The following is a 14,224-nucleotide window of genomic DNA, read 5'->3' as shown; positions in this document are numbered from 1 at the left end:
GAACGATACGCAGCACAGATCCCCATTTCAATCACGCCGAGCACTTGCCGCGGCGGAGCCCTGGAGGGTGCCGCGCGTCGCGGGCGGACCGCCGGACCGGCGCCGTTAACGCTCTGGTGAGCCTGTTCCGAGAGGGTGCGGCCCGGATCAGCCAGGGAGTGAGCATGTCCGACACGATCGATACCGTGGGCGTCGCGGGCGACCGAATCCGCTCCATCATCGAGCGCATCGAGCGGCTCGACGAGGAGATCAAGGACCTGATGGAGGCCAAGAAGGAGATCTTCGCCGAGGCGAAGGGCGAAGGCCTCGACGTGAAGGTGCTGAAGGAGATCCTGAAGCTGCGCAAGCAGGACAAGGACGAGCGCGACGAGCAGGAGAGCCTGCTGGAACTCTACCTGCGCGCCATGGACGCGCCGAGCCCGGCCCCGATCGCCCAAGCGGCCTGAGCGGCGCTCGATCGACGAACCGTCGCGGCGGACAGGGTGCGACGCCCTGTCCGGCCGACGCGTGAATCCGGCAGATTGCGGCCAGGAGGGGGGCGCATCTCCCGAGCCGTGACCCGACCGAGACCGGATTCAGTGGTGCTGGAAGACAGAGCGCAGCAGGCCCTGCTGGGCCGCGACCGGGCTCTCGCGCGGCACCGGGGCGGGGCGGTCCTCGGAGATCAGGCCGTCGAGGTGCAGGATGCGGGTGTGCAGGCGGCGGGTGCGCAGGATCAGGTTCTGGAGCCGCACGGGCAGCAGGCTGAAGCTCTCGGGCTTGGGCGGCTCGGCAGCGGCGAGGCGCACGCGATTCTTCTCCTGCAGCGCCTGACCCGGCGTCAGCTCGCCCTCGGAGACGGCGCGCTGAACCAGGAGCCAGGAGGCGACCTGCATCAGCAGCGTGGTCAGTCGCATGCTCTCGGACGCGTAGCAGAGCGTGGCGTCGCGCGAGATCAGCCGGGATTCCTCGCGGCCTTCCCCGTCGAGATACGAAGCGGTCTCCTCGACCAGCGCCATGCCGTCGCGGAAGAGGGCGCGGAAGGCCTCCGAGCCCACATAGGTCTGACCGAAATCCACCCAGTCGCGCTCGTCGCGGAACGTGACGTCGAAGCCGCTCATCTTGCCTCCTGAACCCCGGTTCGGGCGGCGTCCCGCATCAGGACCCGCACACCGATCTCGCGGTCGTGGACGCAATCCTAACGCCCCGCGGGGCGTTCCGGTAACGGAAGCTAAACATAGCGTTAATGTGCCGCCTCCGCACCTGTGGCGGCGGGCGGGCACCGGCGGGCGTGCGAACAGGGGGATACGAACAGGGGGATACAGGGGGATAATGGCGGTACCGCGCCGGGAACGGATCGTCCCAGCGCGGGACAAGTCGCTCCCAGGGCGCGATGGTGCGGCTTTTCTGCCACGGCCGCGCTTGAGCACCCGGCTTCCGCGCCGGGCGGGGCCGTGCCGGGTGCGCCGCCGCACCCGCGCGCCACATTCTGGCCCGGTCCCCATGGGTTCTTAACCGTACCCAGATACCCCGGCGACAAGGGGCGCGGCGGGCGATCCGGCCCGCCGAACCCGTTCTCGCCCTCCGACGGACAGAGCCACCGGCCCATGCTGAAACTGGCAACCCTGCGGGTCTCCACGAGCCTCGCGCTCCTCGCCACCGCCGCAGCCGCGGGCGGCGCCCTCGCCCGCGACCCGGGCGGCTTCGCCCAGGCCGAGTGGGCGCAGGACTACGCCTCGCCCGCCGCCATGCAGGTGCAGCGCTCCTCGACCCCGATCCTGTCGCCCCAGACGGTGGCGGCGACCGAGCAGATGGTCGAGCGCTACAAGGACATCGTGGCCCGCGGTGGCTGGCGGCCGGTCAGCGGGGCCGACCGCCTGCGCATCGGCACCAAGGGTCCGGCGGTGGCCGCCGTGCGCCAGCGCCTCATCGTCACCGGCGACCTCGACGCGGCGGCCGGCACGTCCGGCGTCTACGATTCCTACGTCGCGGCGGGCGTGAAGCGCTTCCAGGCCCGCCACGGGCTGAGCCAGACCGGCGCGATGAGCCTCGCCACGCAGCAGGCCATGAACGTGCCGGCGGACATCCGCTTGCGCCAACTCGAGATCAACGCGGTGCGCCTGCGCTCCTACTCGGGCAATCTCGGCAACCGCTTCGTCATCACCAACATCCCGGCCGCGCTGGTGCAGACGGTCGAGAATGGACAGGTCGTGACCCTGCACGCAGCCGGCGTCGGCAAGATCGACCGCCAGTCGCCGATCATGAACACCAAGGCGACGCAGATCAATTTCAACCCGACCTGGACGGTCCCGGCTTCCATCGTGAAGAAGGACCTGATCCCGAAGATGCAGAAGGATCCGAACTACCTCACCGACAACAAGATCCGCATCCTCTCAGGTGGTGGCGAGATCTCGCCGAAGTCGGTGAACTGGTTCTCGGACGAGGGCACGCGCTACACCTACCGGCAGGATTCGGGCGCCGACTTCAACTCGATGGGCATCGTCCGCATCAACATCCCGAACCCCTACGGCGTGTTCATGCACGACACGAACACCAAGGGCGTGTTCGGCGACGATTTCCGCTTCATCTCCTCGGGCTGCGTGCGCGTGCAGAATGTGCGCGAGTACATCACCTGGCTGTTGAAGGACACGCCCGGCTGGGGCCGCGAGCAGGTCGAGCAGGCGATCGAGAGCGGCAAGCGCATCGACGCGACGCTGACCCAGCCGGTGCCCGTCTACTGGACCTACATCACCGCCTGGTCGACCCCGGACGGCCTCGTGCAGTTCCGCGACGACATCTACAAGCGCGACGGCGTCAACGTACCCTCGACGATCAGCGCGCCGACCCCGGTCGCCAGTGCCGAATCCACCATGCCGGAGACCTTCGAGCCCGGCGACGAGGAGGCGAACTGAGGCCTTGCGCCTCGGAGCGTTCAAGCAGAAGGCCCGCACGCCAATGGCGTGCGGGCCTCTTTTTTTCGGACCGTTGTTTCCGCGGTTCAGGCGGCGAGCTGGCGAGCCTCGTGACGGCCCTCCTTCACCTCCTCGATGATCTTGGCCACGAAGGCGTCGAGGTCGCCCGGGTTGCGGCTGGTGATGATGCCCTGGTCGGTCACCACCTCCTTGTCGTGCCAGCGCCCACCCGCGTTGATCACATCCGTCTTGATCGAGCTGAACGAGGTGACGTCGCGGCCCTTCACGGCGCCGGTCTCGATCAGCAGCCAGGGCGCGTGGCAGATCGCGGCGACGACCTTACCGGAGGTGAGGAAGCCCTTGATCACCTCCAGCGCCCGCGGCTCCAGGCGTAGCTTGTCCGGATTGATCTGGCCGCCCGGCAGGACGAGCACGTCGTAGGCGGAGACGTCGACCGCCTCCAGATCGTGATCGACCGCGACGTTCTTGCCCCAGTCGGTCTTGTCCCAGCCGCGGATCGACTCCTTGGCCTCGCGGGATTTCGGCGCGACCACGTGCACGGTCGCGCCCGCCTGCCGCAGCTTGGTCAGCGGCACGGTCAGCTCGGTCTCCTCGAAGCCATCGGTGGCGAGGATCAGGACCTTTGACTGCTTGATGTCGGGCATGGCGTGTTCTCCCGTTGCGTCGTTGACTGGACGGGCAACGGGACCGGTGCGGCGACGTTCCGCCCGGGGTCGGCAGGGCGCCCCCGCGTCACGCTCAGACCGGAACAGGCGGGCGGCGCGGCCGTTAGCCCCCGCATTCCCGAGAGTCAGAACCCGACAGCCAGGAGATCCGCGCATGGCCAATCCCGGCCTTCCGACGCCCGACCCCACGCCCGGCGATCTGCCGCCGCCGCCCCAGCCAGACGAGATGCCGGATGTCGGCCCGACCGGGCCGCGCACACCCTACCCGGTGAACGATCCCGGCATCGGCGAGCCGGGCGGTCCGGGCTCCGAGCCCGACGTGTTTCCAGGCGCCCCGACCGATCCCGGCGTGCGGATGTAGGGGAGCGCGCTCCTCCCTGTCATTCGGGAGGAAGCTGCTGCTGGCGAGCGACCTTCAGTGCCCCCCGTGCGAGGCCCGCACGTCGCGGGGCGCGCTCAGGATCTCGGCGAGGCTCGTCGCGACGTGGCGGGCCTCCTCATCGGTCAGGCGGAGTTGGAAGGGCGGCAGGGCGCCCGCCTGCAACGCCACCACGGCCTGGCCCTGCTCATCGGTGCCGACCTCGATCGCCGAGGAGGTGACGTCGAGCATCGCGACGTCCTCGTCGCTCAGATCCTCCGGCAGTTCCGGCTCCTCCGAGTCGTCGATCGCGGTCAGCAGCTGCCCGACCGCCCGCACCAGGGCGCGGGCGGCGCGGGCGTCCATCACCACGGCCGTCGCCTGATCGTCCTTCTGGAAGGAGAGTTGGATGTTCGCACCCTCGAGCGAAACCGAGATGCCTGCCATGGATCGCCTAACTGCCTGAACGCGTACCATATATGCACCGCGCCGCCCTCGATTCACAGGGCCGCGCGACGCCCCCCGGCGCGAAGGTCGCGGGCCGACACGGAAAATGGATGGCGGTATCGCCTTGTTGCGGCCGCAAGGACCACCTAGATATCTCTGTGGAGGGCCACCGATCGAGACCGACGCTTCCTGAAGGTTCAGCGTCTCGCGCCCTGCCTGCTCTGCAAAACTTTCGAAGACGAAGCGACGTGCGTCCTCGGACGCATGAACTTTCGTCTTATGGACGATACGAGGTACTATACGTGAATACCGGCACCGTGAAGTGGTTCAACGAGACCAAGGGCTACGGCTTCATCCAGCCCGACGACGGCGGCAAGGACGTGTTCGTCCACATCTCCGCCGTCGAGCGCGCGGGGCTGCGTAACCTCGTCGAGGGCCAGAAGCTCTCCTACGAGATCGTGGCCGATAAGCGCAGCGGCAAGGAAGCGGCGGGCAACCTCCAGGCGGCCTGACGCACCCTCCGCGGCTCTCGCAACCAGAGCCCGCTCACGCGGCCGGATACCGGCCGAAGCCCTCCGACGCTGCCGTCCCGACGCGTATCCGCGGGACCGGTCGCGCCGGACGGTCGAACGAATCTAAGACGACAAAAACCGAAGAAACGGAGTCGCAGGGTCCGGACAACCGGGTATCACCTGCGCCGACAAGGGACAGAACAAGAAAAGACATGCAATTCGAGTACACGCGCCACAAGGGCGCCCGGTCGCCCGTCACCGATGCGCCGACCTTTCGGGTCAAGAGCCTGAACGAAGCCTCCCGGGCCGGGCAAAAGGCCGACCTCTCCCACCTGATCGATCGCAGCTACGGCTATCACTCGCAGCGCGAGCTGCGCTGGCATCTCGCCGAGCGCCTCGGCCTGGCGCCGAACACCCTGCGCCTGCGCGAGGCCACAATCTGATCGATCCCGGGCGGCTCGGTCCCCGGCCGCCTCTCTAGCTGCCCGATTGCCAGGCCGACAGGGCCTGATCCCGCAAGCTGTCCGGGACGGCGACGAGTTCGCCGTGCACGGGCTCCGGCCGGTTGTAGACCGGCATCTGCCCCGCCAAGTCGCGGACGCTGCCGCCCGCCTCGCGCAGGACGAGGTCCGCGCCTGCCAGATCCCAATCCCGCGCATTCGCGGTGATCAGGCCGAGATCGATCGCGCCCTCGGCCACGCGCGCGAGCCGCAGAGCCAGCGAGGGGATGCGCTCGATCGTCGTGAAATCCGGCTCCGCTCCGGTCTGCGTTACGCCGCGCTCCAGCCGGTCGAACATCGGCCTGGGGCCGGTCACGCGCGCGCCGGGCAGTTCGGCGCGTCCTGAGACCTGGATCGGTTGCCCGTTGCAGGTGGCGCCCTGCCCGCGGACGGCCTCGTAGGCCTTGCCGCAGACCGGGGCGTGCACGAAGCCGACGAGCGGCTCGCCCCGCGACAGCAGCGCCACCGCGATCGACCAGTCCGGGTGCCCCGACAGGAAGGCCCGCGTGCCGTCGATCGGATCGACGATCCAGACGAGATCCCGCCCGATCCGGGCGTGGTCGTCGGCCGTCTCCTCCGAGAGCCATGCGGCCTGCGGCACCAGCTCGCTCAGGCGGATCTTCAGAAAGGTGTCGACGGCGACATCGGCCTCCGTCACCGGCGAGCCGCCGGCCTTCGACCAGACCCGCGCCGAGGTCTGGTCGCCCCGGCGGAAGAACGGCAGGGCGAGATCCGCCGCCTCGCGGAGCGCGCCGCGCAGGGCCGGCATCAGCGCGGATACGGAGGCGGCGGAGATCGAGTCGGGCATCCGTGATCCGGTTCGGGTCGGCCCCAAAGCGGCGCGGCGATCCGCGCGGGCGGGCCGGACGATACGGGACGTGAGAGGGTCGGGCCGGCGAGACCGGCATTCCCACCGTTCTAAGGTGCGGTGCGTAGGCCCACAAGCAGCGCGAGGCCCCCGCTCGCATCCGCCGCATTCGGCCTATCGGGGCAAGGAAGCGTTGAGCATTCCGCCAGCAAGGCCCAGGTCCAGATTCGCTTAACGCTGGCTCTTAAGGTCATCGAGGGAGGTGGACGGCCAATCTGCTCTGCATAACGGACGGTCCGACAGAGATCGCCACTTGCAACAGGGCATCGAACCGATGAACACCTTCGAAACCATGGCGAGCCCGCACGAGATCCACTGCCAGGACGGCGCCGCGGCCCCGGTCTGGCCCGCAGCCTTCCCGGCGCTCCCGATCTTCGGCGCCACCCAGCAGGGTACCCGGCCCGCGGGCGTCGCGCTCGCCTTCGCGGGCGAGGCCAGCGAGATCAGCGGAGAGGACCGGTTCATGCTGGCCCTCGTCGATGCCGAAGGCCGGATCTTCGACCAGATGGGCCCGTTCTGCGAGGAGGAGGTCGTGGCCGTGTGGCGCGACGTTGCGCAGAAGGCGGGCCTTGCCCGGATGATCGTGCGCGAGGACGGCGTGCTCTGCCCGGTCTCGCAGCAGCTCGGCCGCCTCGCCCTCGGCAAGATCCGGATGCGTCGCCGCCACGGCTCGCTCTGCGACCGGCGCCCGCGCTTCCTCGTCCGCCGCAAGACCGGCCGCCTGCCCGCCCGCCCGCTGATCCACCGGGGCGAGAAGGAGATCATCGCCCGGACCTGAGCGGATCGGGGAGAGAGTCAGTACAGCCAGCCGAGCGCCACCGTGTCGGCGGCGAGGCCCGCGAACAGGACGAGGCCCGCGCCGCGGTTGGACCGGAACAGGGCAAGTGCTCCGCGCCCGTCGCGCTCCCGCAGGGACCAGACCTGCCAGGCGAGATGGCCCGCGAAGGCCAGCACACCCAGATAGGCGAGCGGCCCGCCGCCCGCACCCCGCACGGCAAGCGCGACGCCGAGCACGGCGAGCCCGTAGCAGAGCCCCACGGCCAGCTTCAGCCGGTCGCCGAACAGGCGGGCCGAGGAGCGGATCCCGGCGATCTCGTCGTCCTCGATGTCCTGTACGGCGTAGATCGTGTCGTAGCCGATCACCCAGGCGACCGAGCCCACATAAAGGGCGAGCGCCGGCACGCCGAGCGCGCCGAACACCGCAACCCAGCCCATCAGCGCGCCCCAGGCGAAGGCAAGGCCGAGCACGGCCTGCGGCATCGGCATCACCCGCTTCATGAACGGGTAGATCGCGACCGGCACCAGCGAGCAAAGCCCGCAGAGGATCGCCGCGCCGTTGAACTGCAGCAGCACGGCGAGGCCGACCAGCGCCTGCGCGATCAGGAACAGGGCCGCGGCGCGGGTCCGCACCTGGCCCGAGGGGAGCGGGCGCGAGCGGGTGCGCTCGACCTGCGCGTCGAGGTCGCGGTCGGCGATGTCGTTGTAGGTCGAGCCCGCCCCGCGCATAGCGACCGCGCCCACGAGGAAGAGGACGAGGTGCCAGGGATCGGGCCAGGGATGGTCGGCCCGGGTCGCGGCAAGCGCCGCTGACCACCAGCAGGGCAGGAGCAGCAGCCACCAGCCGATAGGCCGGTCGATGCGGGCGAGGCGCAGGTAGGGCCGAGCCGAGCGCGGCGCGAGCCGATCGACCCAGTGCCCCGCGACCGCGTCCGCGACGCGTCCGTCCGCGGGGCCGCTCACGCTCCGTGCCGCGCGCACCCGAAGATCAGAGCGCGCCCTGGGGCAGCTTGAACGAGCCGGTCAGGCCCGGCCCGCCGAGCAGGCCGCCGCCGCCGCCGTTCGAGGCCTGGGCGCGGGCCTGCGCCTCCATCTTGGCGGCCTGGGCGGCCATGCCGCAGACCTTGGTGCGGACCTCGCCGACCTTCTGGTTGTCGGCCTTGAAGCCCTGCGCGAACGAATCGGGGATCGAGCACCACTCCTTGTTGGCCTCGATCCACTTGATGCCCGAGACGCCGTTCTGCTGGAGCTTGCCAAACAGGGCGCAGGCCTCCTGGGGCGTCATCTTCTTCTTCGAGGTCGAGGCGGCGTTCGCCTTCGCCACAAGCGACTTGCGCTCCTCCAGGGTCTTCTGGATCGCGCCGCAATCGGACGATTGCTGCGCGAGGGCGGCAGCGCCCCAGAGGGTGCTGCCGGCGAGCGCCGCCGCGGCCAGTACGCAGGTTCTGAATGCCATCGCCTAGACTCCTGGGATCCTTCGGGCCGTGTCCTTGGGGCCGCCCCGGGCGCCGGAGCCCGACCGAGGCGCCGCCGGCTGTGTTCTTGGTGTTCTCGTTCGCCACAGGAATGTGGCGTCAATCAAGACGCGTCCGGCCGCCGCCAACCGCGAAGGCGCGGCGGGTTGCAGTCAGAAGCGGAGATCGGACGAAAAAACGGCTGCTGTAACCTTTTGGCAACGTGTTCGTGCGCCCGGCCGCGCCGCGTTGACAGGGGCCGTGCCGCGCGCGACCAGACCGGCATGGCTGCCTACGACTTCACCGCGCCTCGGCTCCATGTCGCGGCGGATCTCTACGCTGGGGCCAGCCTGCCCCTCGACCGGGCGCAGGCGAACTACCTGCTGAACGTCCTGCGCCGGAAGCCCGAGGATCCGGTCCTGCTCTTCAACGGGCGCGACGGCGAGTGGCGGGCGAGCCTCGTGCCCTCGGGCCGCAAGAGCGCGGACCTTCAGGTGATGGAGCGGACCCGGCCCCAGACGGCGCCCTCCGACCTGCACTATCTCTTCGCACCCCTGAAGAGCGCGCGGCTCGACTACCTCGCCCAGAAGGCGGTCGAGATGGGGGCCGGCACGATCCGTCCGGTCTTCACCCGCTACACGCAAGGGGAGCGGATCAACCTGGAGCGGCTCGGGGCGAACGTGGTGGAAGCGGCCGAGCAGTGCGGCATCCTGGCGATCCCCGCGGTCGCCGAGCCCGCGCGCCTGCCCGAGGCGCTGGCGGAGCTCGCGCCCGAGCGCCTGCTGGTCTTCTGCGACGAGGACGCGCCCGTCGCCGACTCGGTCTCGGCGCTCCGCGGGGCGGGCGACCCGGCGGCAGCCCCGCCGCTCGCCGTGCTGGTCGGGCCGGAGGGCGGCTTCGCGCCGGAGGAGCGCGCGCTGATCGCCGCCCGCCCGAACACCGTCGCCCTGTCCCTCGGCCCCCGCATCCTGCGGGCCGACACCGCGGCGGTCGCGGTGCTGGCCCTGGTCCAGGCCGTGCTCGGCGACGCCCGGTAGGCGTAGACAGGTCCCGGATTCCAGAGGTCGAGACCTTTGGCGGGTGCAGGGCTGCGCGCCCCGGGACCCCGCCCAAGGACCCAGGGTCCCTGGGGATCCCCAGGCTTGGCCGTGTGCGCGGACGCACATGGCCGTGCCCGCGCGGGCCGGGCTGGCGGAATCGGTACGGCGGGTCCGCACGCAGCCGCGTTGTCGCGCCTTGCCGGCTGGATTAAGCGCACGACATCCCGTTCAACGGGCCGGGACCTTGGACTCGCCGGAGCGCCCGGCGCGCTTCCACCCATCGCAGACGACGACGCACGGGCAGAAGGCGCATGGCGCGCGACACCTCCGACACCACCCCGCTCACCACGCGGGCCGAGCTGATCGCCTGGTTCGCCGAGGGCGAGAAGCCGCGCGAGCAGTTCCGCATCGGCACCGAGCACGAGAAGATCCCGTTCTACCGGGAGAACGACGCGCCCGTGCCCTACGCGGGTGAGCGCGGCATCCGGGCCCTGCTCGAAGGCCTGCGCCGCGAGACCGGCTGGGAGCCGATCACCGACCTCGGCCACATCATCGGCCTGCACGCGGAAGCGGGCGGCGCGATCTCGATCGAGCCCGGCGGGCAGTTCGAGCTCTCGGGCGCGGCTTTGCCCGACGTGCACGCCACCGTGCGGGAACTCGACGAGCACCTCGCCGCCACGAAGCGAGCCGCCGATCCCCTGGGCATCGGCTTCCTCGATCTCGGCATGAGCCCGAAATGGCGGCGCGAGGAAACGCCCGTCATGCCCAAGAGCCGCTACAAGATCATGGCGGGCTACATGCCGAAGGTGGGGAGCCTCGGCCTCGACATGATGCTGCGCACCGCCACCGTGCAGGTGAACGTGGACTTCGCCTCCGAGGCCGACATGGTGCGCAAGCTCCGGGCCTCGCTCGCCCTGCAGCCGGTGGCGACCGCGCTCTTCGCCAACTCCCCCTTCACGGACGGGCGCCCGAACGGCTTCCTCTCTCGCCGCTCTGAGATCTGGCGCGACACCGACGCCGACCGCACCGGCATGCTGGGCTTCGCCTTCGAGCCGGGCTTCGGTTACGAGGGCTACGTCGACTGGCTGCTCGACATGCCGATGTACTTCGTCAAGCGCGGCGACACCTACCACGACGTCTCGGGCGCCTCCTTCCGCGACCTGATGGCGGGCAAGCTCGCGCAGCTGCCCGGCGAGTACGCCACGGTCTCGGACTGGGCGAACCACGCCTCGACCGCCTTCCCGGAGGTGCGCCTGAAGCGCTTCCTCGAGATGCGCGGCGCCGATGTCGGCGGCCCGGACATGATCGCCGCGCAGGCCGCCTTCTGGACCGGCCTCCTCTACGACGAGGCCGCCCTCGACGCAGGCCTCGACCTCACCAAAGGCTGGAGCGCGCAGGGACGCGAGGCCATGCGCGCCACCGTGCCGCGACTCGGCCTCGCCACGCCGGTCGGCGGGCGCAGCCTCGGCGCGGTGGCCGCGGAGGCGCTCGCCATCGCCCGCGCCGGCCTCCAGGCCCGCGCCCGGCGGGACGCGGCCGGACGCGACGAGACGATCTACCTCCAGCCGCTGGAGGCCATCGTCGCCGCCGGCCGCTCGAGGGCCGAGGAGCGGCTCGCCGCCTACGAGGGGCCGTGGCAGCGCTCGGTCGAGCCTGCCTTCGAGACCTGCATCTTCTGAGGCGTCGGTCGCCGAGGGCCGCCGCATGTGCGCTCACGCACGTTTCCGGCCCTGCGACGGTCCGGCCTGGAACGGGAGGGCCTGCTGCGTGGTTTCTCGGGACCTTCCCATGTTCAGGAGATCGCGATCATGTCGCGCTTCATGACTCTCGCTCTGGCCGGCGTCACGGCGCTCGGGACCTCGATCGGCGCCGCGCAGACCGCGCAGGCGGCCCCGCTTCCCGCCCTATCGGGCAATCAGGTGGGCGGCACCAACGCCACGATCGATCACGTCGGCTGGCGCGGCGGCTATTACGGCCGCGGCTACGGCTGGCGCGGCGGTTACGGCGGCTACGGTTACCGGGGCTACGGCTACCGTCGCAACGTCGGCGGCGCCCTCGCGGCCGGCGCGGCGCTAGGCCTGATCGGCGGCGCCATCGCGGCGAGCACCGCCCCGCGCTACGGCTATTACGGCGGCTACGGCGGCGGTTACGGCTACGGCTATCCCGCCTACGGCTACGCCCCGGTTGGCTACGGCTACGGCTACCCCGCCTACGGTGGGTACTACGGCTACGGCTGGTAAGGCTGACAGGCCGGACCAGACCTTCTAGGAAGCCCCGTCGGCGCGCCCCGCCGGCGGGGTTTTTCTTGGGCGGCGATGTCGGACGGGGTCGATCTGGATCTGACGGGCCTGAAATGCCCCCTGCCGGTGCTGCGAACGCGCAAAGCTTTGCGGGCCCTGGCGCCGGGCGCGCGTCTCACCGTCGCCTGCACCGATCCGATGGCGGCCATCGACATCCCCAACCTCCTGCGGGAGGATGGGCATCGCCTGGAATCGAGCGCGCGCGAGGGCGGCGTGCTCCGCTTCTTCATCCTTCGCGGAGCGGATCGTCCCGGATGAGATCTTCGCCGCGGGCTTCGCGATGACGCCGCATTCCTGAGCCATGCGCTGTCCGCACCGCTTGCGGCAGAACGGCAGGAATCTCCGGCAGATGGCTCCCTATATCGGCGGCACCCGCCTCATCCACGACGGCTGGGCCCGCTTCCTCGTCGCCGAGGTGACGATGCCCGACGGCACGCGCGTGAAGCGCGAGATCGAGGATCACGGCCGCGCCGTCGCGGTGCTGCCCTACGATCCCGTACGGCGCACCGCCGTGCTGATCTCGCAGTTCCGCGCGCCGGTCCTCTACGCCGACGGGCCGCCCGAGATGATCGAGGTGGCGGCCGGCATCCTCGACGAGGGCAATCCCGAGGACGGCGCCCGCCGCGAGGCCTTCGAGGAGACCGGCCTGCGGCTGGACGCGCTCGAACTCGTGACCAGCGCCTGGACCGCGCCCGGCATCTCGACCGAGCGGATGGACCTGTTCCTCGCCGCCTATTCGGAGGCCGACAAGGCGGGCCCCGGCGGCGGCTTGGCCGAGGAGCACGAGGCGATCACCGTGCACGAACTGCCGCTGGCCGAGGTCGCTGCGATGAGCGAGCGCGGCACGATCGCGGACATGAAGACCCTGGTCCTGGTCTACGCGCTGCGGCTCCGGCACCCGGAGCTGTTCGCGGAGGGATGAGCGGGCAACAGGATCGATCGCGCTGAACCGAGCCGAATCGAGGCCGCCTTCAGCGTCGCCGACCAGCCCCGCGCACCGGTTTGCGCGGAGCGGCAACCACCGGCGTCTCATCCGGGAACATCTCGTCCGCGTCCGGCTCCTTCGTCACCTCCGCTGCCCGCGGGCGCGGCTTCGGTACCGGGCGGAAGCGAGGCGGGGGCTCGACCACGACCTCGGGCGCGTCGAACACGGCCAGCAGCGGCATCGGCGGCGGCTCCTTTCTCGGGCGGCCGCGCGGCTTCTTCTCCGGCTCAGGCTGCGGGTCGAAGGCGTGGGCCAGGACCTTGCGCATCAGGCCGGGCAGCGGCTCCTCGGACAGATCCCGCCGAGGCGTGAAGCGCATGCCCGGAGGCGGCGCGGTGTTCAGGGCGACGCGGGCCAGGAACACCGTCAGCTCCAGCGGGAAATGCGTGAAGCCGTGGCGCACGAGGCCCGGCAGCCGCTTCCAGCGGGCGTCGAGGGGCGCGTCGAGGAGCGCGCCCGCCGGGTCGTAGTCGGTCTCCCAGGCGCTCGTCGGCGGCTCGGCCATGTTGCCGAGGAGCCCTTCCGGAGGGCGGGTCCGCAGCAGCACCGCCTCGTCGCCCGCGCGCAGGACCACGAAGGCGGCTCCCCGACGCAGCGCCCCCTTCGCCGCCTTGATCTTGCGTGGAAAGGTCTCCTGCGTGCCCGCGGCCCGGGCGTGGCAGGGCGCAAGCCAGGGACAGAGGGCGCAGGCGGGCCGTTTCGGCGTGCAGATCGTGGCGCCGAGATCCATCAGCGCCTGCGCGAAATCGCCCGGCCGGTCCGCCGGCACCAGGGCCTGCGTCAGCCGCCGGATCTGGGTGCGCGCCCCGGGCAGCGGCGCCTCGACGGCGTGGAGGCGGCTCATCACCCGCTCGACATTGCCGTCGACGGCCGCTTCGGCCCGGTCGAAGGCGATCGCCGCGATGGCACCCGCCGTGTAGGCGCCGATGCCGGGCAGCTTGCGCAGGCCCTCGGCCGTGTCCGGGAAGGAACCGGCCGCCGCCACGGCCTTGGCGCAGGCGTGCAGGTTGCGCGCCCGCGAGTAGTAGCCGAGCCCGGCCCAGGCCGACATCACCGCCTCCTCGGGCGCGGCCGCCAGGGCCGCGATGTCCGGGAAGCGCGCCAGGAATTTCTCGAAGTAGGGGCGGACCGCCGCGATCGTGGTCTGCTGCAGCATCACCTCGGAGAGCCAGACCCGGTAGGGATCGGGCGTCTCGCCGGCGAGCGCCCGCCAGGGCAGGACGCGGCGGTGCCGGTCGTACCAGGCGAGGAGGTCGGCCGCGCGGGCGGGCGGAAGGCCCGGGTCGGACGGGTCGGGCGCAGGCATCGGGTCGGTGATAGCCGGTGCGGAGGCCCGTTCAAAGGGCTGCCGCGTTAACCATCGGCAGGTTACAGTCCGGGCGTGGCCGCTGAGGCGTTCGAGAGAC

Annotated in this window: 18 protein-coding genes; 11 read left to right on the top strand and 7 right to left on the bottom strand. The window is 70.8% G+C overall.

Annotation, left to right across the window (positions count from 1 at the left end):
- Window positions 1–164 precede the first annotated feature (164 nt).
- Window positions 165–446 carry a DUF2312 domain-containing protein gene (locus DK427_RS07280; protein ID WP_109950680.1) on the top strand — a complete coding sequence of 94 codons (282 nt, stop codon included), beginning with the start codon at window positions 165–167 and terminating at the stop codon, window positions 444–446.
- Between the two features lie 129 nt (window positions 447–575).
- Here DK427_RS07280 and rcdA read toward each other — a convergent pair whose 3' ends face one another.
- Window positions 576–1,100, bottom strand: a complete 525-nt coding sequence (rcdA, locus tag DK427_RS07275; protein WP_109950679.1) for a protease adaptor protein RcdA — start codon at window positions 1,098–1,100, stop codon at window positions 576–578.
- 486 nt (window positions 1,101–1,586) lie between these two features.
- On the opposite strand from rcdA, the gene DK427_RS07270 reads away from it, so the two are divergent.
- Complete coding sequence (locus tag DK427_RS07270; protein ID WP_109950678.1) at window positions 1,587–2,891, top strand: L,D-transpeptidase family protein; 1,305 nt, start codon at window positions 1,587–1,589, stop codon at window positions 2,889–2,891.
- Window positions 2,892–2,977: 86 nt separating this feature from the next.
- Here the strand turns inward: DK427_RS07270 and DK427_RS07265 are convergent, their stop codons facing one another.
- Entirely contained in the window at window positions 2,978–3,556 is a 579-nt protein-coding gene (locus DK427_RS07265) for a type 1 glutamine amidotransferase domain-containing protein (protein WP_109950677.1), read from the bottom strand.
- Window positions 3,557–3,731: 175 nt separating this feature from the next.
- Here DK427_RS07265 and DK427_RS07260 point away from each other — a divergent pair, with 175 nt between their 5' ends.
- On the top strand, window positions 3,732–3,938 hold the full coding sequence (locus DK427_RS07260; protein ID WP_109950676.1) for a hypothetical protein: 207 nt from the start codon (window positions 3,732–3,734) through the stop codon (window positions 3,936–3,938).
- Window positions 3,939–3,992: 54 nt separating this feature from the next.
- Here DK427_RS07260 and DK427_RS07255 read toward each other — a convergent pair whose 3' ends face one another.
- Window positions 3,993–4,382: a hypothetical protein gene (locus DK427_RS07255; RefSeq protein ID WP_109950675.1), complete on the bottom strand. Its 390-nt coding sequence runs from the start codon at window positions 4,380–4,382 to the stop codon at window positions 3,993–3,995.
- A gap of 302 nt (window positions 4,383–4,684) precedes the next feature.
- On the opposite strand from DK427_RS07255, the gene DK427_RS07250 reads away from it, so the two are divergent.
- Both DK427_RS07250 and DK427_RS07245 read left to right on the top strand, forming a co-directional pair.
- A complete protein-coding gene (locus DK427_RS07250; RefSeq protein ID WP_066918608.1) occupies window positions 4,685–4,894 on the top strand; it encodes a cold-shock protein in 210 nt (69 codons plus the stop codon).
- Between the two features lie 212 nt (window positions 4,895–5,106).
- Window positions 5,107–5,337, top strand: coding sequence for an AsnC family transcriptional regulator (locus DK427_RS07245; protein ID WP_109950674.1), 231 nt, complete (start codon window positions 5,107–5,109; stop codon window positions 5,335–5,337).
- A 34-nt stretch (window positions 5,338–5,371) separates the two neighbouring features.
- Here DK427_RS07245 and DK427_RS07240 read toward each other — a convergent pair whose 3' ends face one another.
- Window positions 5,372–6,202, bottom strand: coding sequence for an inositol monophosphatase family protein (locus DK427_RS07240; protein ID WP_109950673.1), 831 nt, complete (start codon window positions 6,200–6,202; stop codon window positions 5,372–5,374).
- Window positions 6,203–6,536: 334 nt separating this feature from the next.
- Between DK427_RS07240 and DK427_RS07235 the strand changes: the two genes are divergently transcribed.
- Entirely contained in the window at window positions 6,537–7,040 is a 504-nt protein-coding gene (locus DK427_RS07235) for a DUF6101 family protein (RefSeq protein WP_245930830.1), read from the top strand.
- Between the two features lie 17 nt (window positions 7,041–7,057).
- Here DK427_RS07235 and ubiA read toward each other — a convergent pair whose 3' ends face one another.
- A complete protein-coding gene (ubiA, locus tag DK427_RS07230; protein WP_109954052.1) occupies window positions 7,058–8,002 on the bottom strand; it encodes a 4-hydroxybenzoate octaprenyltransferase in 945 nt (314 codons plus the stop codon).
- A gap of 25 nt (window positions 8,003–8,027) precedes the next feature.
- The gene (locus DK427_RS07225; protein WP_109950672.1) at window positions 8,028–8,495 is read right to left on the bottom strand and encodes a hypothetical protein; all 468 of its coding nucleotides are present in this window, start codon (window positions 8,493–8,495) and stop codon (window positions 8,028–8,030) included.
- Between the two features lie 282 nt (window positions 8,496–8,777).
- On the opposite strand from DK427_RS07225, the gene DK427_RS07220 reads away from it, so the two are divergent.
- The 5 genes from DK427_RS07220 to DK427_RS07200 all read left to right on the top strand — a co-directional run bounded on the left by DK427_RS07220 (window position 8,778) and on the right by DK427_RS07200 (window position 12,755).
- Window positions 8,778–9,530: a 16S rRNA (uracil(1498)-N(3))-methyltransferase gene (locus tag DK427_RS07220; RefSeq protein WP_109950671.1), complete on the top strand. Its 753-nt coding sequence runs from the start codon at window positions 8,778–8,780 to the stop codon at window positions 9,528–9,530.
- 314 nt (window positions 9,531–9,844) lie between these two features.
- On the top strand, window positions 9,845–11,212 hold the full coding sequence (locus tag DK427_RS07215; protein WP_109950670.1) for a glutamate--cysteine ligase: 1,368 nt from the start codon (window positions 9,845–9,847) through the stop codon (window positions 11,210–11,212).
- A 129-nt stretch (window positions 11,213–11,341) separates the two neighbouring features.
- Window positions 11,342–11,773: a hypothetical protein gene (locus tag DK427_RS07210; protein ID WP_109950669.1), complete on the top strand. Its 432-nt coding sequence runs from the start codon at window positions 11,342–11,344 to the stop codon at window positions 11,771–11,773.
- 75 nt (window positions 11,774–11,848) lie between these two features.
- Complete coding sequence (locus DK427_RS07205) at window positions 11,849–12,091, top strand: sulfurtransferase TusA family protein (RefSeq protein ID WP_109950668.1); 243 nt, start codon at window positions 11,849–11,851, stop codon at window positions 12,089–12,091.
- A 91-nt stretch (window positions 12,092–12,182) separates the two neighbouring features.
- Window positions 12,183–12,755 (top strand): NUDIX domain-containing protein, encoded by a 573-nt coding sequence (locus DK427_RS07200; RefSeq protein WP_109950667.1) that lies wholly within the window; start codon window positions 12,183–12,185, stop codon window positions 12,753–12,755.
- A 49-nt stretch (window positions 12,756–12,804) separates the two neighbouring features.
- Here the strand turns inward: DK427_RS07200 and mutY are convergent, their stop codons facing one another.
- Entirely contained in the window at window positions 12,805–14,124 is a 1,320-nt protein-coding gene (gene mutY / locus DK427_RS07195) for an A/G-specific adenine glycosylase (protein ID WP_109950666.1), read from the bottom strand.
- Window positions 14,125–14,224 lie beyond the last annotated feature (100 nt).

It is taken from the genome of Methylobacterium radiodurans, assembly GCF_003173735.1.
In the GTDB taxonomy this organism is placed as follows: Bacteria; Pseudomonadota; Alphaproteobacteria; order Rhizobiales; family Beijerinckiaceae; genus Methylobacterium; species Methylobacterium radiodurans.
The sequence above is the reverse complement of the archived record's forward strand: the minus strand, read 5'-3'. Positions and strand labels throughout refer to the sequence as shown.